Origin of the sequence: Anabaena sp. FACHB-1237 (assembly GCF_014696225.1) — a bacterium.
In the GTDB taxonomy this organism is placed as follows: Bacteria; Cyanobacteriota; Cyanobacteriia; order Cyanobacteriales; family Nostocaceae; genus FACHB-1237.
The window spans coordinates 1-25,951 of the sequence record NZ_JACJPV010000051.1 but is presented as its reverse complement, the minus strand read 5'-3'; the positions used below and the strand labels follow the sequence as shown (position 1 = coordinate 25,951).

The 25,951-nt window shown below is 36.6% G+C and carries 23 protein-coding genes and 1 tRNA gene; 3 read left to right on the top strand and 21 right to left on the bottom strand.

The features are described from left to right. Positions 1-539 precede the first annotated feature (539 nt). A complete protein-coding gene (locus H6F32_RS17930) occupies positions 540-1,724 on the top strand; it encodes an NAD(P)H-quinone oxidoreductase subunit H (RefSeq protein WP_190370657.1) in 1,185 nt (394 codons plus the stop codon). A 25-nt stretch (positions 1,725-1,749) separates the two neighbouring features. Here H6F32_RS17930 and H6F32_RS17925 read toward each other — a convergent pair whose 3' ends face one another. From H6F32_RS17925 to H6F32_RS17845, 18 genes are all read right to left on the bottom strand, one after another. Further along, positions 1,750-4,077, bottom strand: coding sequence for a putative PEP-binding protein (locus tag H6F32_RS17925; RefSeq protein WP_190370656.1), 2,328 nt, complete (start codon positions 4,075-4,077; stop codon positions 1,750-1,752). A 432-nt stretch (positions 4,078-4,509) separates the two neighbouring features. Further along, a tRNA-Met gene (locus H6F32_RS17920) sits at positions 4,510-4,583 on the bottom strand. Between the two features lie 160 nt (positions 4,584-4,743). Beyond that, positions 4,744-7,203: a peptidoglycan DD-metalloendopeptidase family protein gene (locus H6F32_RS17915; RefSeq protein ID WP_190370655.1), complete on the bottom strand. Its 2,460-nt coding sequence runs from the start codon at positions 7,201-7,203 to the stop codon at positions 4,744-4,746. Positions 7,204-8,236: 1,033 nt separating this feature from the next. Continuing rightward, positions 8,237-8,698: a tRNA (uridine(34)/cytosine(34)/5-carboxymethylaminomethyluridine(34)-2'-O)-methyltransferase TrmL gene (gene trmL, locus H6F32_RS17910; protein WP_190370654.1), complete on the bottom strand. Its 462-nt coding sequence runs from the start codon at positions 8,696-8,698 to the stop codon at positions 8,237-8,239. Positions 8,699-9,014: 316 nt separating this feature from the next. After that, positions 9,015-10,148, bottom strand: a complete 1,134-nt coding sequence (gene gshA, locus H6F32_RS17905) for a glutamate--cysteine ligase (protein ID WP_190370653.1) — start codon at positions 10,146-10,148, stop codon at positions 9,015-9,017. 139 nt (positions 10,149-10,287) lie between these two features. Then, positions 10,288-11,058, bottom strand: coding sequence for a GNAT family N-acetyltransferase (locus tag H6F32_RS17900; protein ID WP_190370652.1), 771 nt, complete (start codon positions 11,056-11,058; stop codon positions 10,288-10,290). Positions 11,059-11,286: 228 nt separating this feature from the next. Continuing rightward, on the bottom strand, positions 11,287-12,207 hold the full coding sequence (locus H6F32_RS17895) for an NAD(+) kinase (protein WP_190370651.1): 921 nt from the start codon (positions 12,205-12,207) through the stop codon (positions 11,287-11,289). A 4-nt stretch (positions 12,208-12,211) separates the two neighbouring features. Continuing rightward, positions 12,212-12,517 carry an NADH-quinone oxidoreductase subunit NuoK gene (gene nuoK / locus H6F32_RS17890; protein WP_190370650.1) on the bottom strand — a complete coding sequence of 102 codons (306 nt, stop codon included), beginning with the start codon at positions 12,515-12,517 and terminating at the stop codon, positions 12,212-12,214. A gap of 328 nt (positions 12,518-12,845) precedes the next feature. After that, positions 12,846-13,454, bottom strand: a complete 609-nt coding sequence (locus H6F32_RS17885) for an NADH-quinone oxidoreductase subunit J (protein WP_190370649.1) — start codon at positions 13,452-13,454, stop codon at positions 12,846-12,848. Between the two features lie 66 nt (positions 13,455-13,520). Then, the gene (gene ndhI / locus H6F32_RS17880; RefSeq protein ID WP_190370648.1) at positions 13,521-14,099 is read right to left on the bottom strand and encodes an NAD(P)H-quinone oxidoreductase subunit I; all 579 of its coding nucleotides are present in this window, start codon (positions 14,097-14,099) and stop codon (positions 13,521-13,523) included. A 110-nt stretch (positions 14,100-14,209) separates the two neighbouring features. Further along, positions 14,210-15,328, bottom strand: a complete 1,119-nt coding sequence (gene nuoH, locus H6F32_RS17875) for an NADH-quinone oxidoreductase subunit NuoH (protein WP_190370647.1) — start codon at positions 15,326-15,328, stop codon at positions 14,210-14,212. A 312-nt stretch (positions 15,329-15,640) separates the two neighbouring features. Then, positions 15,641-16,777: a citrate synthase gene (locus H6F32_RS17870; RefSeq protein WP_190370646.1), complete on the bottom strand. Its 1,137-nt coding sequence runs from the start codon at positions 16,775-16,777 to the stop codon at positions 15,641-15,643. A 119-nt stretch (positions 16,778-16,896) separates the two neighbouring features. After that, positions 16,897-17,391, bottom strand: coding sequence for a phosphohistidine phosphatase SixA (gene sixA, locus H6F32_RS17865; protein WP_190370645.1), 495 nt, complete (start codon positions 17,389-17,391; stop codon positions 16,897-16,899). A gap of 126 nt (positions 17,392-17,517) precedes the next feature. Next, entirely contained in the window at positions 17,518-17,670 is a 153-nt protein-coding gene (locus H6F32_RS20700; protein ID WP_313926667.1) for a hypothetical protein, read from the bottom strand. Between the two features lie 20 nt (positions 17,671-17,690). Next, positions 17,691-18,089 carry a type II toxin-antitoxin system RelE/ParE family toxin gene (locus tag H6F32_RS20695; protein WP_242031173.1) on the bottom strand — a complete coding sequence of 133 codons (399 nt, stop codon included), beginning with the start codon at positions 18,087-18,089 and terminating at the stop codon, positions 17,691-17,693. Between the two features lie 171 nt (positions 18,090-18,260). Next, positions 18,261-18,923: a hypothetical protein gene (locus H6F32_RS17855; protein WP_190370644.1), complete on the bottom strand. Its 663-nt coding sequence runs from the start codon at positions 18,921-18,923 to the stop codon at positions 18,261-18,263. A gap of 235 nt (positions 18,924-19,158) precedes the next feature. Next, complete coding sequence (locus H6F32_RS17850) at positions 19,159-20,442, bottom strand: bifunctional oligoribonuclease/PAP phosphatase NrnA (RefSeq protein ID WP_190370643.1); 1,284 nt, start codon at positions 20,440-20,442, stop codon at positions 19,159-19,161. Between the two features lie 543 nt (positions 20,443-20,985). Beyond that, a complete protein-coding gene (locus tag H6F32_RS17845; RefSeq protein ID WP_190370642.1) occupies positions 20,986-22,134 on the bottom strand; it encodes an extracellular solute-binding protein in 1,149 nt (382 codons plus the stop codon). A 223-nt stretch (positions 22,135-22,357) separates the two neighbouring features. Between H6F32_RS17845 and H6F32_RS17840 the strand changes: the two genes are divergently transcribed. Then, positions 22,358-22,753 (top strand): hypothetical protein, encoded by a 396-nt coding sequence (locus H6F32_RS17840; RefSeq protein ID WP_190370641.1) that lies wholly within the window; start codon positions 22,358-22,360, stop codon positions 22,751-22,753. Positions 22,754-22,803: 50 nt separating this feature from the next. On the opposite strand, the gene cobT is transcribed toward H6F32_RS17840, so the two are convergent. The 3 genes from cobT to H6F32_RS17825 form a co-directional block, all read right to left on the bottom strand. Beyond that, positions 22,804-23,925, bottom strand: coding sequence for a nicotinate mononucleotide-dependent phosphoribosyltransferase CobT (gene cobT / locus H6F32_RS17835; RefSeq protein ID WP_190370640.1), 1,122 nt, complete (start codon positions 23,923-23,925; stop codon positions 22,804-22,806). Positions 23,926-24,013: 88 nt separating this feature from the next. Next, positions 24,014-24,730 carry a DUF2232 domain-containing protein gene (locus tag H6F32_RS17830; RefSeq protein WP_190370639.1) on the bottom strand — a complete coding sequence of 239 codons (717 nt, stop codon included), beginning with the start codon at positions 24,728-24,730 and terminating at the stop codon, positions 24,014-24,016. Between the two features lie 71 nt (positions 24,731-24,801). Beyond that, positions 24,802-25,485, bottom strand: a complete 684-nt coding sequence (locus H6F32_RS17825) for a Crp/Fnr family transcriptional regulator (RefSeq protein ID WP_190370659.1) — start codon at positions 25,483-25,485, stop codon at positions 24,802-24,804. 376 nt (positions 25,486-25,861) lie between these two features. Between H6F32_RS17825 and H6F32_RS17820 the strand changes: the two genes are divergently transcribed. Next, the coding region (locus H6F32_RS17820; protein WP_162502001.1) for a helix-turn-helix domain-containing protein at positions 25,862-25,951 on the top strand (90 nt) is incomplete at its 3' end.

The window sequence follows — 25,951 nt, the reverse complement described above, 5'->3', positions numbered from 1 at the left end:
AAGATTCCATTAATTTTTTCAATGCTGGACGATATGTATGTTCCGTAGCATTTTGTTGTTGATAAATTTGACTAACTTCTTGAATATAAACCTGTAAATAATTCATAATAAAAACTCTTGCTTCTCTAACTCTGCGACTCTGCGGCTCTGCGTGAACCATAAAAATTAATTAGGCTAACCATAAAATAAATATATCGTAAAACCAGCAAAATCACCCAAACCTTAACAAAACTTAGATATAAACAATACTATCGCTGAAAAATTTCCCTCTACTAAAACTCAAAAGAAATGAAAAACGCTAGAGTCGCAATTCCTTATCACTAGATCCCTATAATAATTGAAGAAGCTAGACGAAAATTAGGACTTACCCAGGATGTAACTCAAAACCTTATTCTTGCGTAATTCCTGAAACACATCAAGTACAACTGCAAACCTGCTATCCTCAACCAGTGGAAGTTTAGCAGATGCGGTATATTGTATCTTGTTAGCATCTTTATGGTTCAATTTAAAGACTTAATAACGGGAGAAGACCAAAATAAATGAGTAGAATAGAAACCCGCACTGAACCAATGGTGCTAAATATGGGACCTCATCACCCATCCATGCACGGGGTTTTACGGTTAATTATGACTTTAGATGGGGAGGATGTGGTTGACTGTGAACCAGTTATCGGTTATTTACACCGAGGAATGGAAAAAATCGCCGAAAACCGTTCCACTGTCATGTATGTACCCTACGTTAGCCGTTGGGACTACGCGGCAGGGATGTTTAATGAAGCAGTTACAGTTAACGCACCTGAAAAATTAGCGGGTATCACTGTTCCTAAACGCGCCAGCTACATTCGCGTGATTATGTTGGAACTTAACCGTATTGCTAATCACTTATTATGGTTTGGTCCATTTTTAGCTGACGTAGGCGCACAAACTCCCTTCTTTTATCAATTCCGTGAACGGGAAATGATCTATGATTTATGGGAAGCTGCTACTGGCTACCGCATGGTAAATAATAACTATTTCCGTGTGGGTGGTGTGGCCGCTGACTTACCCTACGGTTGGGTTGATAAATGTTTGGAATTTTGCGATTATTTCATCCCTAAAGTAGATGAATATGAACGCTTAGTAACAAATAACCCCATTTTCCGCCGTCGAATTGAAGGTATTGGTACAATTACTCGTAATGAAGCAATTAACTGGGGTTTATCTGGTCCAATGTTACGCGCTTCTGGTGTGAAATGGGATTTACGAAAAGTTGACCATTACGAATGTTACGATGATTTCGACTGGGATGTACAATGGGAAACGGCAGGCGATTGTCTCGCTCGTTACATGGTACGGATGCGAGAAATGCGGGAATCTGTAAAAATTATTCGTCAAGCGATCGCTGGCCTACCAGGTGGACCCTACGAAAATTTAGAAGCAAAGCGATTAATGGCTGGACCTAAATCAGAATGGGACGCTTTTGATTATCAATTTGTAGCAAAAAAAGTTGCACCTACTTTTAAAATTCCCAAAGGAGAAATATATTCTCGTGTAGAAAGTGGAAAAGGGGAATTAGGTATTTATTTAGTAGGAGATAATAATGTCTTCCCTTGGCGCTGGAAAATTCGTCCTGCTGATTTTAATAACTTACAAATTCTGCCTCATTTATTAAGAGGAATGAAGGTAGCAGATATTGTAGTTATTTTGGGTAGTATTGATGTGATCATGGGTTCTGTAGATAGATAATAACTCAATCAGATCCCGGACTTCTTTAAGAAGTCCGGGATCTAAGAAGTAATTGTTCTCTTGCTGCTGCTAAAATTAACCTTTGTTCCGCACGTGCGATCGCCTGATAAACTCTTTCCACAGCTTCGGGTTCCACAGAAATAGAAGTAATTCCCCATGCTATTAACTTATCAATCATTTCTGGATATAAAACCGGAGCTTGACCACAAATATTACAAGGAATACCACCATCTTGAGACATTGTAATTAATTGAAAAATAGCTTGCATCAAAACATCATAACCCTGATCTAAGATATTATTTAATTTGCCATTTTCCCGATCTACTCCTAACAATAATTGACTTAAATCATTAGTACCAATAGAAATACCTTGAACACCAGCTTTAATATATTCAGGTAAGAGAAATAAAACACTAGGAACTTCCGCCATGATCCATAATTCAAACCCGCGCACTTTTTTTAATCCTGCTGCTATTACCTGATCACGACAAAATATAAACTCTTCCACAGATCGCACAAAAGGTAAAATCAAACGAATATTTTTATAACCAGCATTTTGCACCATTGCTAATGCTTGTAATTCTAACTCAAAAATAGCAGGATTTTGGAAATAATTAAATACACCCCTTTCTCCAAAAATTGCACTGCTTAAATCAGAACTTTGTGCATCTAAAGAACGATAAAAAATAGGTCGAGGTGCAAAACCTCGCGCAAATAATAAGATTTGTTTATACCAAGCATTTAATAATTCGTCTTTTTTACCCTCTAATAAACATTTCTCCAAACTTTTACCTTTTAAATTACCTTGTAAAATATTCAAAATCATCAACTCTGAACGCAATAAACCCACACCGTCAACAGGTAGATTTTGTACTTCTTCTATTAATTTTGATTGACTAAGATTCACTAACAATTTAGTGCCAATACTTGGCAAAATATTCTGCATCTTTACCACGGACACAGGAGATTTTTCTGGGTTTATTTTTGCCTCTAAAACCTGATCAGAAAATTTTTGTTCATCATCATTTAAACGATATACTTCACCGCGATCGCCATCTAAAAACAACTTTTCACCACTTTTAAAAATACTAGTAGCATCACCAGCGCTAACTACTGCGGGAATGCCTAACTCCCGTGCTAAAATTGCTCCATGACTAGTTAAACCACCTTGTTCAGTAATAATTCCCATCGCCCCAGTTAACAAAGAAAACCAGTCAGGAGTAATAATAGAAGCAACAATAATTACACCTGGAGGAATTTTTTCTGGCTTGTCTAAAGAATTAATAATATAAGCATTTGCTGTTATTTTACCCCTTGCTGCTCCCATACCTTGAACACAGTTTAAATTAACTAACGAAGGTTTAGGAAAAATTACATTAGTAATATCAATACCAGCATTTTTATCTTCCTTAATTGTCCAATTAAAACATATATGATCGCCAAATTCATTAACTAACTGTTTACCTAAATTAATTAAATCTTGTAAATATTGTGGAGATAAAGCATATTGTTTTTGCTGACTTTCATCAAGAATATTTAAACGTAAATTATGTTCAACATCTAATAATTTTTTAGGAAACATCTGTTCACTTATATTACTGTAATTATCAAAATCATAAGCCAGCATTTTATTACCTAACTGCTGTTCTATAACAGTAGAATTTTCTGCATCTATGTAATAAATATCTGGTAAAACATCACCATTTTTGATAGCTATTCCTAACCCATGGGTAGCAGTAATTTCCCATTTTAAAGGATAACCATAAAATACACCAGAAGCGATCGCATTATGCACAGGTTGAATCAAAACACCCAAATTTATATTCTGTAAATTAATCCCTTCATTTTGCCAATATAATAAACTTTTAGCCCGAAATAATTGACACCAAATTAATTTTAAACCTTCAACAATTGCATCTTCATTACAAGCACAAAATACTGCATCTAACAAACCAGAAAGATTGTTTACTACCTGGGCAGAATTGGGTAACATCACACTAGGACGTAAGATTAAATTATTCCCTTGCCATTGTCTAGCAGCATCAAAAATGCGACTTATCCACTCAGATGAGAGAGAACCCGCAATAATTTCTGCCCGTAAACATCCAGCCACGGACTGTAATTGTCGCCAATTATCCACATCTAAATGTAATGAGGAATATGGTAAATCAGCAGTTAAAGACTCAGAACTATTCAGAGTTTCTAAGAACTCCCGTAAAACTTCCCCAGATACCACAAACCCAGGTCCAACGGGATAACCACGCTGTTTGATCTTGCTTAAATAAAAAGCCTTATCACCAACAAAAGCGCGATCTTGTAAATTAATTTGATCAAGCCAGTAGAGTTTTTCCACTCAGTTTTTTGGGTATTAGTTAGGTATGAGTTTATGTAAGTATTCAGCTATTAATCAATGCCAAACAGCACGCTACACAAACAGCAGTCAGCTAATATTTTATTTTATCAGCTAATATTTTCAGTACCTGAGCAAAATTAATTGAACATTTGGGAAAATATATACTCTTAGGTTGCGTCAGACTGTATCAGGACTTACGCAACTAGCACATTGGTAGGGTGTGGTTCGACAAGCTCACCAACCACGTCAGACAGTATAAATCATGTAAATAACCAAATTGTTCATATCTGACGCACCCACTCAACAGATTTTTTAGTGTGACACTTGCATAAGTCCTATGTATAAGAAACAATTAGACGTATACTACAGAGTCACTACCATTAGCTTATGACTAAAGGCAGGAAAATTTATATTTAGGTTTGACACTTAAAATGGCTCAGGTCAGATTTGAACTGACGACCCCAGGCTTATGAGTCCCGTACTCTAACCAACTGAGCTACTGAGCCTTGTTTTTGCTTAACTTCCATTAGCATAGCATAGATATTTAATCATGACAACTCCTATTTTCAAAATTTTTTCAGAACTTTTTTCAGAAATTTTTCCCAAAAAAAGAAGGGGGTGAACACCCCCTCCCAGCAGCAAATAATGTTGATAGTTGTTAAATCATTACTTACGGCTTGGTAAAAAAGCAATAGGATTAATTGCGCCCTTACCAGCAGGATGAATTTCAAAATGGCTATGGGGACCTGTACTAAAACCAGTGCTACCCATCGCTGCAATTTGTTGCCCTTGTTCTACTTGTTGACCCACTTGCACTAAAATCCGGCTATTATGGCCATAACGGGTTAAACTACCATCAGCATGGCGAATATCTACCACATTGCCATAACCACCTCTATTCCAACCTGCCTGTACTACCACACCGCTAGATGAAGCATAAATGGGAGTACCAGTAGAGTTAGCAATATCAATACCTCTGTGCATTCTTCCCCAACGCCAGCCATAACCAGATGTTAATACACCCTTAGCTGGCCAAATATAGGATGTGGATGAGCTAGGAACAGGATTAGTATTTTCATCAATGTTCTGAGGCAAATATCTATCCACTGCTGCCAAAGGTGGCATTTGCGGAGATACTGTTGTTCCTCGCAATTTCCCTAGAGATTCGTTAGAATTAAGACGAGCTGGAGGAACTGCTATTTTGATACCACCACCAGGACGATCACTATTTAACCCAGAAGCAGCTTGACTAGGCAAAAACTCTGGGTTAGTTGGTTCATTCACAGGCTTGGGAACACCATTGATATTGATTGGCCTTTGCGTCTCAGAATTGTTATAACTAGGTAATATGGGTTTAGGTACAGGAATCTGTACTGCACCAGTTTGATATCTAGTTAAATCTTGAGGAGATTTAATAGCTACGGGTACATTCCAACCATTTGTGTTACCTGTTTCTTCCTGTAATCCTACATTTTCCTCTACTAGCGCAGGAGGAACAGCAGCTACATTTCCAGACTGTTGTGTGCGGTATTTATCCCGTAGTCTGTCAATTTCAGCCTGTAAACTCCGGAGGCGATCGCTCCCTTCAGGCTTAGACGCTCTTTGCACAGGTTGTGAGTTATTTTCTGGACGTGCAACATTCCTTGGTAATGGTGTATTACCACCTACCCCTTGAGACTCACTAGAAATAGTAGGAATAGTAGGTAATGCTTCTGCCTCTCCAGGAGTAGGTAATGCTTGGGGAATAATAGCAGAAATCTGAGATTGAGGGACCTTTGGACTGACTTGTACCTGATTTTCCTTTATAGGTGCTGGCACATTGAGACTGTTACTACTAATTGCTGGAGTATCAGGGCGTTCCGGCGGCTGTGTTCCTGTGGGAATAGGAATACTAACACTGGCATTACCAGAAACCACTTGTGACTCACTAGGTAAAGCCGGCGGCACTGTCAAACTATTATTAGTATTAGCTATCACAGCATTATTCTTGACAACCCTAGCATTCACAGAAGAGCTAGATCCTTGCCACGAATTTTCCTGGGAATTTACTCCCGGAATAATTAGTTTTTGGTTTATTTGCAATTCATTAGGATCAGTTAGCTTATTAAACCTAACTATTTCTGAAACTGAAGTCCCATAATTATTAGCAATTTCTGCTAATGTATCTCCAGGTTTCACTTCATAAGTAGCAACAGGCACTTGTGCTACCACTTTAGCTGTAGGTGCTACAGTGGATAGATTAGCCTGTTCCTTATTCTGTTTTAACCTATTTATTAATTGTTCTTGACTACTATCAGTTACGTTTTTTGATTCTACAGATGCAGGTTTTACCGATATATTATTGGCTTTAATTTCCTGAATACCAGTTTTTGATGGAGTTAGTGCTAAATTCTCCCTCCCTTGGGACTGCAACTCTGGTAGGCTGTTTTTTAAACGTTGAGATTTCTCTTGCAAGCGATTAATGGCAAATTCTTGTTGCGCTTTCAGGTGAGCATCAACTGTATTACTGGGTATTTCCCCAGATGGTATGGCTTCAGGTGTGCTATTACTACCAGTGACACCTTCAAAAGCAGATACCCGTTGTGCTGTCTGAGGCAATTGGTGATCTGTATGTAATGCAGGTTGAACTGGAAGATTATTTGTTGCGGTTGCTACTGCTGTTCTGGAGTAGTCCGAATTTTCATTTGCTGATGTTGCTGTGGAAGTAGCTTCTACAGCCATACTATTATTTGTCATTTGCCATTTAGCTTCAAGCCCAGGTGTTTGTGAAACTTGGGTTGGTTCCACTATGGTAGGGTTAGCGGCTACGCTTTCTCCTACTACTGTTTGGGACTCCAGCTTGGTGGTGGCAAATTTTGTTTCAGTCTCAGTCATACCAGGAATGCTTGAGGCTGCTTTTTGACTGCCAACAGGAGCCGCTGCTTGGGCTTGATCGCTTTGTCGAGTCACCAAAAGGCTGGTTGCTCCCATGGAAATAGCCAAGCCGATCATAGCTGCTTGATGAGTCCGTGTCCGGCGTGTCACTTTGGCATTCGTATCATTCATTTTCTCTTCTACCGGGGCTTCTTCACTGTTGGGGGTATTATTCAACACAGCCTTCTCTCTTTTTTTTAATGCTCGTTTCAAAGACGACCTCCTATGATCACTAGCGTTTCTTTGATCTTGTTTTTACAGTTGGATATTATTTTTTTGAGATCACATCAAACTATACATCAAGATCACCTGCACCAGAGATACTTAGGCAAGATTAACTTGCTTCTGGTGTTTTAGACAAGTGTGTATATTTTGGTAAATTTTCTAGTTTTTACTAGGTATTACCTTTTACCTGTCTAATTCACTCCTCACAGCCTAAATCTGTTATATAAAACCTAGACAAAGCTAGACTTTACTTTTTACTTCAACACCTAGCATGGGAGCGCTTATCCCAACCTAGACCTACACTATGAGTGCCCAATGCGATTTTTCTTTTATTTGTGATTTTGAAAAAGACTAGCACTGTTATTGCTTGGTTTTTGCGTCAGCAATAGTCTTAATTCAATACTTGATATCGTAGGATTATATATCAAGTGGGCGACTTTCTTAACTAATTCATGTCAATGTTCATCAACATAAGTATAGTTTTGTTAGCTTAGGACTAGCTCAGTTACTCTGGCAATCTCGACTCACCAAGTATGATACTTTGTTTTTGTGTCTTTTGTTGCTAATGAGTTTTGAGCTTTTGTGATTCGTGAATTGAGCGATGAACCTGTTATAGACATTTTCGGGATTTTTTTATCAAATCCGTCTCATCAAAGGGAAAATTTACGTTAATTATTTCCCAAAAAACAACCGTACACCCGATGACCATTTTTGGCATTTTTTTATTGTCTGTTTCAATACGAAATTTTCATAACCCTTGACTGTCAAGACTTTAAGGTGTTTGTTTAGGCTGTTTCTCTACTGTGAATATTCACTAAATTCTATCTTTGATCTTCCTTTTATTTTCTCATGAACTATACAAATTTCTTATATGTAGATGATGAATATCATCCGTATTTACCCTGAATTTTATTTTTCCATGTTCTCTCAGTAGCTCAATTTTTGCGTAATTTTCTGTGGGCAAATCTCTATAAATGCCTGATTTGTGATTTTGCCTCGTGAATGTTAATTATTGTAAATATCACTCTAAATATCCCAGTTGGCGACGACTTTCAAATAAACTGACTGCGACACTCACGGATAGGTTTAAACTTCTGACTCCTGGTTCATACATGGGAATATAAAGGGTCTCATGACAACTGGATAAAACTTCCTGGGGTAGTCCTGCGGTTTCACTCCCAAATAATAACCAGTCATCTGGTGCAAATTGAAACTTGATGTAGTTATTATTACCACGAACCGTAAAACCCAAGAGTCTTCCCTGTCTTTGTTGATATGCTTGAGTAAATACTTCTATGGATTGATGATAATGCAATTTGACATAAGGCCAATAATCTAAACCTGCTCTTTTAAGATAGCGATCGCTAATTTCAAAACCTAAAGGACCAACTAAATGTAATTCTGTCCCTGTGGCTGCACAGGTACGAGCGATATTACCGGTATTTGGGGGAATTTGTGGATGGACTAAGACAACTTGGGGCATGATAATTTCATCTTGTGAAGAGGGAACAAAACAGATTTTTACATCTGTTTGTGGATAGTTTTGATGATCTTTATTGATCAGCTTATATTTTAAACACCTGATTACCTACTGGATTACGGAAATTATTTATGTATTTAAAATTACTAAAATATTAAAATTATCTATAGTTTTTTTTAATATGTCAAAAGTGTTTTCCATTGATTAGTTTTTTTAAACTATTTTGGCAGGAGTCAGGAGTCAGGAGAATAAATACTAGGGGTTTAGCGCTGCTAAACCCTTATAGAGACTTCACGAAGTATGATCTGCACTCCCCAGGTTATACCCTAGAACACAGTTTACTTTCTAACTCGTTTTCTCGCTCTTCTGTAGCCAGAATAGCTTGAGTGATAACACGCTGGGCATCAAATCCGACATTATGTAATTGTAACCATTGTTGAGCTTCATTACCCGTCCGGAGAATTTTTGGTAACGGAGACAGAAAACAACTAAAACCTTGCTGTTTAGTTATACTCCATAGCTGTTGATAAAGTTCCTCAATCCAATCTCTAGCGATAATCCTACTACCATCTTCCCATTTCATGAGATGGGCATCTAAACTATTTTTAGCTACAGCCTTTTCATTATCATCTGTTAGATTGATCAATTCTTCAGGTGAAAATTTGCTGGTTATTAACGGGTCAATCTGAGGATTTTCTAAAATCTGAATTAACCGCGCTTCTAATAAAGCAGTAATGGCTAGTAAAGAGATAGGATCTGTTACTAAATCGCAAATTCTTAATTCTAAACGGTTTAAATCATAAGGACGGCGATCGCCATTAGGGCGAACCGAACTCCATAAATGCCGAACATTTTGCATTGTGCCTTTTTCTAACTGTTCTTCCACCCATTGAATATGATGAACATGACTAGTAAATAAAGGTACATACCCAGGAGTTTGTGGAAATAGCCCCCAGCGAGTAGAGTGATAACCAGTAGCCTGACTATTTAAAAAAGGAGATGATGCACTCAAAGCTAAAAATAAAGGTGCTTCCATTCTAATTACACGACAAGCACGCATTAATAACTCTGGATCACTAATACCTACATTAATGTGTACACTAGCAGTAACTACTTTTGTCCCATAGGTTTGTTCAATGTAATCATGATAAGGGTTGGTAAGATCAGAACGGTAAAAGCGATCGCTTCCCAATAAAGATAAAGTGCTACCAGGGACTAAAGTATAATTTCCCAAACGCTGTAAATAATTGCGTAGCTTACGTCGAGGAGTTAATAAATCACACAATAAACTTTCATAACTAACAGAAGGTGGAGTTATATACTCAACATTACGACTATCTGGCTCACGCATAAAACCATCTAAATCTGCAACTATTCTATCAGATAATCCTAGAATTTCGCCTTGATGTGTACCAGTGTATATCTCAATCTCGAATCCCTTTAATAATACCATCTGATTCTCCTTGACTTTCGTAATGTGAATAAATTGTATCAAATTTAACGGTTTTTTGCATTTATAGCCGGAAATAAGTAAATACTTGAATCTCAAAAAATTATCTAAAACTTGTTTAACAGGAACAAACAGAGATTTTTTAATATTTCCATCTTGCAAAATCAGCAATATTAGCAATAATCAAAAAATCAATAGTTTGAAACTGCTGATCAATAGCTGGTAAACTACAAACCTTAGCGCCAATACTCAAATAAGCCTGAAAAATATTAGGAAGTGATATAGAAAAATCATGAGAATAATTCTTATAAATATCAATTAAATACTGTGTATGAGGACATACTAAAATATGGGGATGAAGTAAATTATGTTCTCGAAAATAATTAAAAGTACAAACAGCTTCTTGATGACATTGAGTCAACAAAGAAGCACAACCGAAAAAATATTGTTTTCTTGTCCACAATAAATAATTAGCTAACCCCTGCCAAAGTAATAACAAAGTATGGCTATTACGATATTTTTTAGCTATACAAGCACGTCCCACTTCCACAGAAGATTGTAAAATAGTATCAGGAATACCATAAAGACTAAAAATATCAGCCGCATCAAAACCTAAAAATTGTGCAGCCCTGGCATAAGTTTGCATTCTATAAGTACCAATAGTTTCCCCTGTTTGTTTACAAATAAGTAATAAATGATCACACACATCATCAAATTTATCCTGATCCATTTGGGAATTATTAGCATCAGATAAACCTAAACCTAATTCCACATTAAAAACCTGAAAACGTAATCGAAAAATAGACTCTAATTCTTGGCTATTTGTAGCTAAACGCAGAATATATTTATCATTTTGCAAAATGGGAAAATCACGAGGATGGAGTTGATAATGATGATAAGCAGAAATTTCCATCTATTTTACTAATATAAATTTATCTAAATTGATCAAATATCAAAAATTATAGATATTTGTAGATAGGGAACAACAAATAGAGAGAAATAGTCAATAACTTTTATATTATCAATAATATTAGTAAAAAAACTGGTAATTAGATACAAATTACAAATAACAAAGTAGTACAGAAAAGCTGTGTATAAGTTAACATTTGTAGGGGTTTAGCAGTGCTAAACCTCCTATAAATCAATTACGATGATTATTGCTGTAATGAACCCTTGTACCTGCCCAAAGTAACTTCTCCCGTAATGTTTGATAATAGGAATTATTTTCGCGCAATATAATAAACTTAGCGCGACAATCAGCCATTCTCACATCTACACGATGTGCTGGCCAGATGGAAGTAGATAAAACTCCATCCATCCATAATTTTGTACTTAAATCATAATCACCTAAAGGCCAGACATTGACTACTGAACCCGGAGGTAACACCAAAGGACGACTAGATAAACTCATGGGACAAATGGGAGTAATGGTAATTGCTTCCATCCCATCGTGCATAATTGGACCATTGGCAGATACAGTATAACCCGTAGAACCGGTAGGAGTAGCGATAATTAAACCATCTCCCACATATTGATCAACTATTTCCCCATCAATTTCCATTTCCAGAATGGAGGTGATCATGCGATCGGCTGAAGCTGGTTTAATGCAAAATTCATTTAAAGCCAGGAAAGTTTCTGTTACAGGTTCCAAGCTTGAACCAACACCTTCATAAATGGCGGCTTGTAACATCATACGCCGTTGAATAGCATAACGATCTTCTAACAACCGATCCCACACTAGTTCAGGATTTTGAAATTCCTCTATGGATTCGGTTAAGAAGCCCAAATGTCCGCCTACATTTACCCCTAATATGGGTATACCAGCCGATGCTAACTGTCTAGCACCAGTTAAAACTGTACCATCACCACCGAGAATTAAAGCTAAGTCAATGGTTTGACTAGCGGAAGCCAAGAATACAGGATAGGGGTTATCCTTGGGACCACTAGGTCCCATTAAAACTTGACAACCGCGACTTTCTAGCTGTTTAGAACAGAGTTCTGCCCATTTTTTACTTTGGGGATCTCTAGCTTTGTAAGCAATAATTACCTGCTTCAGTTGCACATTTTTACCATTTCAAAAGGTTAAACTGCTCCATGTCGACGGTATCACGGTTACGATAAATGGTGAGAACGATCGCTAACCCTACCGCCGCTTCAGCAGCGGCCACTGTGATGACAAAAACTGTAAACACTTGACCCTTAATTAATGTTGAGTCAAGAAAGTTGGAAAATGCCATTAAATTTATATTAACGGCATTTAATAGTAACTCGATGGACATGAGTACACGCACTGCATTACGGCTGGTAATTAAGCCATAGATACCAATACAGAATAAAGCGGCTGCGAGTAACAAGAAATACTGAAGTTGCATGATTGTGTGTTGCGAGAATAACAGAATAAATTGTACTGTGGTGGGTCTGGAGTGCGGAGTAATAATTTTGACTTTTATTTTCTCCTTGATGTACAGGTTTAGCAATGTTTCATGGTGTCAATTTAAGCTATATATGCATTGTTTGTTCATCTTGTCAATCCGCCTGGAAATTAATTTCCAGGCTGGTAGATTGCATTTTACTGAAGTAAACTAATAAACGATTAAAGATGACTTTTGCTATTAGACACAGGAATTAATTCCTAGTCGGGCTTTAAACTGAAACAAATGAAGAATGCTAAACCCCTGCTGACGGATGACAGCTAATAGCTTAGTCTTGACTAGTACCACTGGATACCAGTTCCTTAGGACGTTCTGGTAAAGTGAGGATGGTTTGTGGTAGGTCAGACTTGGGTAATTGGTCGGGAATATACTCACGACGTGCCAAAATAATCGCGCCTACCATAGCGATGAGTAATAAAACCGATGCTAATTCAAAGGGTAGTAAAAAATCGCTGAAGAAGTGTTCACCGATAATCACTATGGAGTTTTGATCAGCCGAGGGAACGGTGGGATTACCCCAAGGTGTAGCTAATACCATTGTGCTTAATAGGGCAAATAGTCCTAAACTAACGATCGCTGTAAAGATTTTTCGCACTCCAGCGCTGGGTAAGGGTGCAAAATCTTGTCTTTTATTTACCAACATGATGGCAAATAGAATTAAGACGTTAATTGCACCAACATAAATCAGGACTTGGGCTGCGGCCACAAAGTCACCATTTAGCAGTAAGTATAATCCCGCAATGCTAATGAAAACACCGCCTAATAAAAAGGCGGAATAAACGATGCTAGAAGATAATACTACCCCTAATGCGGCCACAATCATCATGATGCTGAGAATGCCAAATGATACTGATTGTACTCCTGCTGCTAGATTCACTGTTTTCGATCCTTTTGATGTTTTGTAAATTCGATAATTGTCAATTATCAATTGTCAATTTTGACACTAGGCTTTTTCTACTAAGTCTTCGGGACGAGAACCAGCGCGGGGAGCATCAGCAGGTACTCCATGAGGTTCCAGGACTCCGGGTGGTAGATATACTAATTCTCTCAATGGTGTCACCATGGGATCGTTTGTGACTTTGTAGGGTAAACGTCCTAATGCTACGTTATCGTAGTTTAGTTCATGGCGATCGTAGGTAGCCAGTTCATACTCCTCTGTCATGGATAAACAGTTTGTGGGGCAATATTCCACACAGTTACCACAGAAAATACAAACTCCGAAGTCTATACTGTAATGTTTGAGTTTTTTCTTTTTAGTACCTTTGTCCATTTCCCAGTCAACTACGGGGAGGTTAATGGGACAAACACGCACGCACACTTCACAGGCGATACATTTATCAAATTCGTAGTGAATGCGTCCCCGAAATCTTTCACCGGGTATAAGTTTTTCGTAGGGATATTGAACGGTAACAGGCCGTCTTTTCATGTGATCAAAGGTTACTGATAGTCCTTGACCTATATAACGTCCTGCTTGTACTGCTTCTTTGGCGTAATCACCAACTTGTTTGAGAAATTTAAGCATTTTCTGTTTTCCAGTTGCTTTCCAAGATTGACAATTTTAGATGTGTGATGTTGTACTGAGTGTGGAGTGCGGAGTGGAAATTGTTTTTCCCGACTCCCAACTCCCGACTTCTACCCACCAAATACAGAGGGAAAAGCTAGTTTGAATGCTGCTGTTAACAACAAGTTGACTAAACCTACGGGTAGTAAGAATTTCCAACCTAAATCTAATAGTTGGTCAATTCTGACTCTAGGTACTGTCCAACGAATTAAAATCGCTAAAAATACCAGAATGTAGGCTTTAAGTACGGTCATTGTAATGCCGATACCGGCAGTAATTACTTGTAATATGGGATCTGTAGCACTTAATCCTAATTTATCGGTAATTAGGTTAATTGGTATGGGACAATGCCAACCACCAAGATAAAGTATGGCTACTAATAAGGCAGAAAGTACCAGGTTCACGTAGGAACTTAGATAGAAGAGGGCAAATTTCATGCCGGAGTATTCGGTTTGGTATCCTGCTACTAGTTCTTCTTCTGCTTCTGGTAAGTCGAAGGGGAGACGTTCGCATTCTGCTAATGCTGCAATCCAGAAAATTAGGAAGCCTAATGGTTGTCTCCAAACGTTCCAGCCTAAAATGCCAAAGTTGGATTGTTGATTTACTATGTCTATGGTGCTAAGACTATTAGACATCATAGCGATCGCTAATACACTCAATGCTAGGGGTATTTCATAGCTGATGGACTGTGCTGCTGCCCTTAAACCCCCTAATAATGAATATTTATTATTAGAAGCGTAACCTGCCATTAATAATCCAATAGGCTGAATACTGGATAGGGAAATCCATAAAAATACGCCCATACCTATATTGGTAATGACAATATTTTGTCCAAATGGCACTATCAAATATGACAGAAATACTGGTAATACTACAAGAATTGGACCGAGGGTAAATAACCAGCGATCGGCTTTTGCTGGTACTATATCTTCTTTAAATACCAATTTTAAACCGTCTGCCACTGGCACTAATAAACCAAAAGGTCCTTGAAATTCTGGACCTATACGCTGCTGTACGGCCGCGGAAATTTTCCTTTCTAGCCATGTAGCGACTAATACCCCTACCGTTGCCCCAATTAACATTAAGACCATTGGTAATGGCATCCATAGGGCTTTGGCTGTACCTGGGGGTATGCCTAAATCCGTTAAGGTTTGAATAAAAGTTCCTTGAAGGTCAATTCCTGCATTCATGTTTGCTGCTCTTAGTTGTCAAGATGATGTGTCAATTCTCGTCTCAATTATGGTCAATTCCTGAATTTAGTATATCGTTGGATGGTTTACGCCTTATCATCTTCACTCACAATTCTGCTTATAGTTGAGATTGACAAATTAGGGGAAGTGCGGAGTGCGAGGTGCAGGGGGCAGGGGAGAAAATTCTTTATTCTAACTCCTGACTCCTAACTCCTGACTCCTGACTCCTTATTGTGATTTGTGACAGTTGTGAATCTGTCTATTGGCTTGGATCGTTTCCCTTTGTCTAATCTACAATTGTTGACCTATCCTTTAACGCTGATTGATAGGAGTGTAGGCTACTCCATGCTCACCGTTATATACTTGGGTAGGTCTAAATATCCGGTTTTCTGCTAGTTGTTCTTTCCAGTGTGCTAACCAACCAGCTACACGAGCGATCGCAAATATTGGTGTAAATAAATCTGTGGGTATGCCCATTTTTCTGTACACCAAACCGGAATAAAAGTCAACATTAGGATAAATTCCTTTATTACCAACTTTTTCCGCCATTACCCGCTCTAGTTCTACGGCTATTTCATAATACTTGTCATAGCCAAATTTATCAAATAACTGTACTGCTAGGTTTTGTAGAATAGTAGCCCGTGGATCTTTAACTTTGTACACTCGATGGCCAAAACCCATAATCTTCGCTTTGCGGTGTAAAGCATCTTCCACGAAAGGACGTACATTTTCTACAGAACCAATTTTCTCCAGCATTTCGATCACTTCTTCATTTGCACCACCATGTAAAGGACCTGCTAATGTTCCTACCGCACTGGCTACAACTGCATAAGGATCAGTTAATGTGGAAGCTGTGACTCTAGCACTAAAAGTAGATGCGTTCATGCTGTGCTCAACGTGCAAAATCAAGCATACATCAAAAATTCTGGCTGCTAAAGGATCGGGTTCTTTTTCATTCAGCATATACAAGAAGTTAGCCGAATAACCTAAATCATCCCTGGGTTTAACTGGATCATCGCCCTTTCTCATTAATTGAAAAGCAGCTACCATTGTGGGTATAGTCGCCATTAACCGCACTACAGAATCCCTAATATATATAGGATTGTGTAGATCACGACGAGAATAAAATAAACCCAAAGCAGCAGCAGAGGCTTGTAACGCATCCATAGGATGACCGCTTTCAGGGAAGCATTTCATCATATCTCTAATGCGATACTTAATCCTTCTACTATTGAGAACTTCACTTTGAAATGCCGCTAACTCATGTCTATTAGGCAAATAACCCCAAATTAACAGAAAAGCAGTTTCCAGAAAGGTACTTTTTTCCGCTAATTCTTCAATTCTAATCCCACGATACTCTAATATTCCCTTTTGCCCATCTACATGACTAATACTCGATTGGGCTGCGGGAATATCTTCTAAACCAGGCCTATATTCGCACACGGTCATGACTACACCATTGCTTAATTACTTGTAGAAATATTTGAACACGCTAACTTACTAGAGATTCCTTTGGCTATGATAGTTGCTAATTTAACAACTATTTTATGCGAAATGTCGAAAAACTGTCATAGTAGGTACTTAGGTGGTGTCAACCAGAACATTTGACTACGACCCACAGGAAACCCATCATCAGGTAGTTTTATTCCGATCATACCTGCTTTTTTAAGGATGAAATGTTCTTTTGCTTCCCCCCAGAGGAGAATTTCTGCCCAATTAGTTAAACAGGGTTCATGGCCGACTAATGCTAATTTAGTTGTTAGGGGGTAATTCCTGGGCAAAAACCAGTCTTGTAACCAGTTATTAATATCTCCTGTAAAGTTGAGATGTTCCGATGTTTCTAGTTGAGAACTTAATCCTGTTTTGATCAGTATTTCGGCAGTTTGTTGAGCGCGGATGAGCGGAGAGGATAGAATTACATCAAAGTGTAAGCCTAGTTTTAGCAGTTTTTGGGCTACTTTTTGCGTTTTTTCCCGTCCTTGTTTAGTGAGATGGCGTTCTTCGTCTTGTAGTTCTGGTTGTGGTTCTTCGGCGATACCATGACGAATTAAATATAGTTCCATAGAGTTGAATATTAATTGAATTGTATCTGGTTATGGTACTTGTAAATTTTAATATTAACTTAATCCATAATTAATCAATTTCATCTGTGGAAATATCTCTTTCCGTTTCTGATTCAGATTCATAAACTAATTGATATATAGTGAAATTCTATCTCTAATATCTCTAGTTAATTGATCAAATGTTATACAAATAATTTTGCGTGAATCTACTAGAACTTTATTTAAACGCCATTTTAATCTAATTTTTTCAATATCAGATAAAAAAGCATCTCTACCTATTATAAGAATGCCATAAAATTCTATATTCTCACTACCAAAAATAGAATGAGATAAAGAGGTATTTTAAAATCATCAATTTTCCAAAACCAATCTATCATTTGAATAACTTTCAAGTTTCTGTATAACCTTTCAAGACGGTCATGATTAACTATATCAAAAATAGTTACTTCCTGATCTTGAAACTGAAAAATAATTCTATATTTTACACCTGCTCTTGCAATAAAATAATTCGGGATAAATTTCAGTTTATGGGTTTCAACTGTGGCACAATTAGGAAATTCTTCCAAGCAATTGATAACATGAGTAGCTTTTTCTTGATCTTTCGTCGGTAAAGCATCAAGAGCTATTTGTGCTTTATTAAGTAAAGTTACTTTGCTTTTCATTAACTGTTGATTATTAGATTCTATATCTACGTTCATAAAATGATAGCGGTTTGATAGAGAATATTTACATTATATACCATGATGGGGATTTTACAACTATGTTGTTAAACATCATGTGATCAAGGGTTACTATTACCTAAATTTTGCGATCGCTGGAATTTCTGTAGGCATCACTTCACATTACTGCACATTCGTGTAATTTTATTATTAACTACTCCATTCTTCCAATAATTCACATACCAAACTTTGAAACTCAATTAAAACTTGCAAATTTGACTGATCAATATATCCATGAGCAATGTGATTTCTTACTTTCATACAACTTTCAATCATATCAAATTGAGAGATTGATATTTCTCCTAAAGAATACATTTGTTTTAATAATGTTATCAATGGTAAACGTTCCACAGGAATTGATACATCAATAGAGCGTTTTCTTAATCCACCTTCAAAAATACTCCAAAGAAATAGAAATGCAGGTTCAACTTCATTATTCTTAATAAGTCTCTCAACTTGACTCAGACGGTTCATTAATTCTTGCCAAGAAGGTAGTTTTTCTGATATTCCTGGTAATGATTCTGTTTCTATATCCTCAAGAGTTACTAATAAAAAACGCCAACCTTCATGTTTCCTAATTTTCTCTGCTATGGTCTGATAACGATCTACTGAAATTGTCTTCAAGTTAGTTTTTACATCAATTACTAAACCTAAGTTATCTTTAGTAGCAATAATATCTGGTTGATAATTACCTAACTCAAAAGGTAATTGATCAATTTCTGGTTCAATTACAACGCGATATCCTTCATTAATATACTTATCTGCTAAAGATTTTACATTATTATCATGTAAAGTTTTGGTATTGTTAATCATAAGTATTTTTACAATGGTTGAGATTCACTTACTTTTACATACACACACTCTTTACCAATGAGAACTGCTTGCTGTAGAAGTCAAGGTAGACTTGTAATATCAATTGGTTCAGACAAAAATCGGCGATGACTAATTTAAAGCACTTTTCACAACTAAGTTATTCTGGTTACAGAAAAACTATCTTCTCATACATAATGCTCTTTAATCAATTTTCCTTACCCATACTCCAATTTAATTACGACTGAATGGGATTATCTTTAGGATTAACTAACTTCAATAATTTCTGTTTAACCTGTGCATCAAATACTTCCCATTTCATTTTCGCATAAGCTGAATTTTCATTACCACCAGATAAGAACCCCATCGGAATTTCAAACCCTCCCGCTCCCGTTCTTCCTCCGCCAAAAAACCGCCCTGCGCTATCTTGTCCAAATGCTTCTTTAATAAATTCATCAGGATCTAATGTTAATTTTGTTGTTCTCAATGAACCTATTACTATCTCTAATTCGTCATCTTCATCATGAACTATACCATAAACCACTGCGGTATGTACATTTTCCTCTGTGACAAGAAAATCTGCGGCCTGTGGTATCGCGTCTCGATCATCATATCTTAAATATCCTACTCCCGCTATGGAAAAGTTATTTTGCACAATACGATTTTTTAGCGATCGCTCAATCACATCCATCACTCTCTTAGAACGATTTGCTTGTAAAATAGCATTTAATAACTGTGCGTCATAAAACTTACTTAAATATGCAGCAGCCATAAAATCTTCTTCCTGTGCTTGCATCAACCTATTCGTGTCTGACCGTAGGCCGTGCATCAAAGCCGTTGCACATTTAATATGTTGATTAATACTACTATCTAATGATAATAATCCCGCCTGTAAATATTGTGTGAAAATTGTCGCTGTAGCCCGTACATGAGGACGAATATCTGTAAACTCAGATTTCATCTCTGTTTGAATACTATGATGATCTACTAGTACAAGTAAAGGAACACCATAACTTTGTACTGCTGATAACAATTGTGACGTTGTTCCTTGATTATCAATCAAAACAAATCCATGATAACATGACAAATCTTTACTTTTTAAAGATTGCATTGTCCAACGTTGGGCAGGTAAATTGGTTAATTTAACTAAAGCTATATTCTCTTGATGACTTAAAGTACCTGCATAAACGATTTCACACTTAATATCATACTGTTGAGAAATTAACTGATAAGCCCAAGCACAAGATAAAGCATCCGGATCAGGAAAATCTTGTAAAATTACTAGATGACGTTCATTACGATGGCCTAGTAAAGTTTTTTGTAGTTCCTCTGACTTTTGCATAGCTAAGGAAGTAGGACGCGGAGATAAATGTATACCATTATCTACCGAAGATGCTGGTAAAGAAGGACGAGTAAGAGCGGGAAGTTCCATTAATTCTTGATCTAGTTGTAAGTCTTCCGAGTTAATATCTTTGTTAAAGGACAAGTTCTCAAATTGAGCGGGAGAAGAATTGACGTACATAAGGTATTTTTTGTAATCTTAGAATTTGCGTAATGCTGTATAACATATTTATAAATTTCCTGATCTCGTTTGACTACATACTATCTTGACAAACATCCATAATCGTGTTATTACCTAATACGGTTTATATTTGCCTTAATATGAGTCAATAGTTTATTGAAAAGGATATAGAAGGCACAGAGAAAATTCTCATCACTGACTGCTGTTGGTGTAGCCTGCCATGATCATTAGCTCACTCCTGCTATATATTAATTTCTGCTGCTAGTTATGTTACCATTATTAACCTGTTCTTAAACTGAATTTTCACGAATTGAATCAGAAAATAGAGTTTTCAGCAGATTGTTTTTGTCACTTGATTGTAGCAAAAATCGGCGCAATATTATTTGTAAATTACTTAAATCACTAAATTTAGCCGAAAATAGCGATGGAAACCATCATAATTTTACGCAGAGTTTACCTCTTCCCAAAAATCTTTGTAGATTACGTTTCCTGCTTTCATAAGCGGTTGTACGCACAACAGCTTAACATTTTGTTGTTTTGGGGTTAATTAACCTTCTTGTCACCTGTTAAGTCAGACTGTTTTATCTTCATAAATAAATCTGTATATTCTTGTTGTGCTTTTGCAGATAAAGGTAATAAAAATTCACTTTTCGCAAAAGTTTCCCTATTAGTTAACAATAAATTGTATAATGTTTGCGGAACTTCCTGCCGTTGAAAATTATTCCCCAGGGGAGAATTACTTTTTGTTAATAAGGCAATTGTTTGAGAATTATTAGGTTGTAAACAAAAATCTAACCATTGATCAACTACGTCATTATTATTAGTACCTGTTGGTTTTACCCATACATCAGCAGAAATTGCCGTTCCCGATTTTGGTATAATTGCCGTAAATCTTGGATAACGATTAAGCACAGGAGTTATATCATCTAACCAACCTACAGCTACCCATGTATCACCCATAATTAATGGTTCTAAGTAAGTGGTGGAATCATAAAATTTTACTTGTTGATTTAATCTGTTTAACTCTGATTCTAAATTAGCAATTTCTGATATATTTTCTGTGTTATAGGATTTACCTAACTTTTTTAAAACTAAACCAATTACTTCTCTAGGATGATCAATTAACGATATCCTTAATTTTAACTCACTTCGCCATAAATCACTCCAATCTCTTATTTCTCCTCCCATCTGTTTTAATTTTTCTCGGTTATAAATAATCACTGTATTGCCCCAACGATAGGGAATACCCCATATTTGATTATCTCTTTTTACTAATTCTTGCCATCTTTGATCTAAATTTCCCCAATTGGGAATTTTTTCCACTGTTAATGGTTGAATTAGTTGCTGACGAATTGCTGCTTGTAACCAATAATCTCCCAAGGTTGCTAATGGGTCTGGAGTCTTTATTTCTTCGTTCTGTAATGGTAAATAACGCTTCCATCCCGTTGGTTTATTAATATTTGGATTTCGCCAAACTTGTAATTTTTTAAATATTTCTTGAATGTTGCTATTAAGAATAAATTTTAGCTTCTCTTGTGACTTTATACTTTTATTAAATTGATTCACTATTTGTCCAGGTATAGAACCTCTTAATAGCTGAATATTTATTTCTCTATTTTTGTTAGCACACGCAATTAGAGATTGCGATATTGCTAATGTACTTATACCCAACAAAAAAGACCTTCGTTTCATTTATTTCCAACTGGTAGGGTTAAAGTTCAATTTAATGTGACAGGAGACAGATGTGAATTTTCATCTTAAATCTGGAAAATTAAGATAATTTTTAGATTTTTTTAACTTTTGCATGTTGTTTTTGCTCTCCTGATACAACAAAAATTAAATAATCTATAAGTATAGCTAAATTTGTTCATAATGTGAATAACATATAGAAAATATTTTTTTATGTAGGTATTAAATGGAAACATTGCAAAAACAAATCCTCACTTTAAGCAATAAGGTTGAAGCCATCTATGCAGTAATTGAACGTCTGGATATGAAACTCAGTCAGGTTTTACCTAATTCCTCTGATCATACAGTCATAGTTCCAGATAGTCTACCAGATATCATAGATGATAACTTACCTAGTCCAGAAATTCCACTCTATGATCTTGATCAGGATGAATTTATTGGTACAAAATGGGAACATAAGGATATACTCAATGATGTGTTGTATTCAGAAATTAATTATCAAATTGGAGATCAACAAATAACTCCAGAAATCCAAATTCAAAGGCTAACAGCACAATTAACTGCGGCTTATCATCGTATTGCAGCTTTAGAAGATCAGTTACTTCAACAAAGAGTGTATTAAATTGCAGCATTTAGCAGTCAGAAAATTGGTAATCACATTTACACTAATAGTTATGTAAGTGATTCTAATTGCAATTCAATGGCAGTTAATAGTTGTTCCTGTGTCCAATTTTGACTGAGAAATGCTGCTATACAGGCCGCTCCTGCTCCTACTCCTTCTTTGACAAAACCCTGTTCATAAGATTGAAGTTGGGGATAACGAGAGTTAGTAAAGTTTAATTGTGTAGCTAAGAGAGGTGGACTATATTTAGCTCCTGTTTTACTTAGTTTACTTAAGTTTAGGGCTAAATCAATGGTAGCACCAGTGGGATCCTCTGCAACCCAACGAGTTGTACCAATAATTACTTGTTCTGGTTCCCAAGATATATCATAAAATTCAGCGATCGCCTGCATTAAAGCATAAACAGCGATCATCTGTGTTCCTCCTGCTAATAATACTCCTGTATTACGACTAGCAGCGATCGCCATTGCTGCTACCACTATTTGCATAGGATCTCCCACTGCGGCTACTAATTCTAAAGGTTCTAAATTAGAATTAGTTTTACTTAGTCCAGCTTGTACTAAATCCCATTTTTGTTGATGATTACATATTGGATGACTACTATTCACCTTACCTACCGCATCAATTCCCAAACCTGTTAAAACAGATAAAGCAGTTGTTGTACCTCCCACCACACACTCACTAAATATTAAATAACTTTTGTTTAAACTTTGATTCACCTCTGCACTTAAACGAGAACCCCAGGATAAACCCTGATCAAATAACAGTTTCACATTACTTAAATTCATTGCAGCACCGGAACTTATACAACGGGCAGGATATCCGCCTAAATCAATACATGGTACAGATGGAATTATGGGTAAACCAGCATTAAAAATATAAAGGGGTAGATGTAAATTAGCCACCACAGCACGAGAAATGACCACAGGAGACGCACCAGCGGTTAGTGGAGGTAGGGGATAACGGGGATGGGTTTGTGCGCCATAATAGAGAAATTCGGCATCAGCGCAAGCGGTATATTGACGATCTGCTGGAGTTAAACCAGCCGCAGAAATACCAGGAATTAAACAAGTTTCTGTAAAACCTAAAACACAAACAAATATAGGTATTTTACCGCGATAACGTTTCAGCCAGGTTTCTGCTTGCTGTTTTTCGGTATAAATGTTAATCATTAGGAGTTGGGAGTCGGGAGTTGGGAGTTGGTAGTTCCAGGAGTCGGGATTAGCCAGAATTATATTGTACCTAATCACCAATCACCTATTAATCATAGTTCATAATCGTTTGTACCCATTGAGGAGGACGAGGAATAGGATTTCCTAGACGATCAAATAATAACCATGCAGCCAAATGAACTACAAACAGATATAATAGATTATTAAAGAAAATTAAAGCGATCGCACCTAAATTAACTATCAAAACATCCGGTACAGCCAAAATTTGTAGCTTCAGAAATACCCATTCAGTAATTTCTGTTACCTGATTAATGAAATAAATCCATAAATCTTCACCGGATAACAAAGACAAAAACCATAATCTAAAAAATACCCCTACCGTTCCCAACAAACTACTTAAAGTAATAGAAACTAACCAAGGCGATCGCCTATACCAAGTTTCTCCCAATAATACACCCATCAAAGCAAAAGGAATCATAAATAATAAACTTCTCACAGGACCCGTTAACACCGATAACAAAAGTCCAGTAGTTAAAGCAGACATTATAGCAGCACGTCTACCCCATCGTAAATACACTAAAGCAATAGGAATAGGGAAAAAAATTCTTAATACTGGACCAAAAGGAAAGTAGAAATTAATAAACCATAACAAACTGGAGGTACTAGCTAAAAAAGCTGTTTCCACCATCCGTAAAGGAGCATCTACGTTAAGTTGAGAACGTCGTAAAGGTTTTTTAATCAAATTAACCTGTGTATTTGTATTATTTTCCTCTGGTAGTTCTGATTGGGAATTAAAAATACTCATAGGTATTAAAGTTAAGATTTTATAGTTTAGATTGTAGATGGAACTTAAGTAAGCATTAACCAGTGTACAAACTAAACGATCATTTTTTCTAAAGCTGACAAATCAGGAATAAAGACTTTATCATGATTTCTCATAATTAAACCTTTATTTTCTAATCTTGTCAGTACCCTAGTAACAGTTTCCCGCGTTAGTCCACTCAAACTGCTTAATTCTCGATGGGGTAAATTGGAAATTTCTGTACCTGATTGTATATGTTTTCCCTGACCTTCAGCTAAAAACAGTAGAGTATCTGCTACCCGTGATTGACTATCGGATTCACGTAATCGCAACCTTCTATTGACTTGTCGTAAACGTTTAGCCATTAATTGTGATAGCCTTAAACCTGCCATTGGTTCTGTGTTTAATAAAGTCAAAAAATCCTGAGATGGCACACTACCAATTACAGTAGGTATAAGTGTAACTACATCCGTAGAACGAGGAACTTGATCTAAAGCAGCCATTTCACCAAATAATTCACCTTTACCAATAATATTCAGTGTTACCTCCTTACCTTCTAAATTATAAGTGCGAATTTTTACCCAACCATCTATGATAAAGTAAACAGAACCGCCCCAATCATTTTCTAGTAAGATTACTTGATTAGCCGGATGAGTCCGGGTTACTAAGTGAGTAAGTGCTTTTTGCACTCCTGATTCTGGTAAACCCTGGAAAAAGGGAGATGAACTGATCCATCTATGATTATTTCTATCTTCCATTTGTACATCTTGATTGTTTAAATCATAACTCACACTGTTTTGCTTTTAATTTAGATAATATGTACAAGCAAGATCCTTACACCACTGTAATTTTAGGTTTTGTAGTTATACAGCGAGTGCTGTGCATCAGCTTATTATCAAATAATTAAGATTTTTATTTTAAACCTAACTGATGAAAATAGAAGGTTTTTCACCAATCTTTTTCAGATTAAAGGAAAAAGACCTAATGGCAATTATTCACTGCTTTTCTTGTCGGTTGTACGGATTGAGAAATTACTCCAAAGAAATCAAAGATCGTCTCAAAAATGCTATTTACAAACCTATACAAAATGTGTCAAGCTTAGACAATAAAGAAATACAGTGTTGAGAGCGTCTAATGCTTTTATCCATTAAAACAAAACTCAAGTTAAATAAAACCCAAGAAATATTAATGGCTAAACACGCGGGTATAGCTAGGTTTACCTAT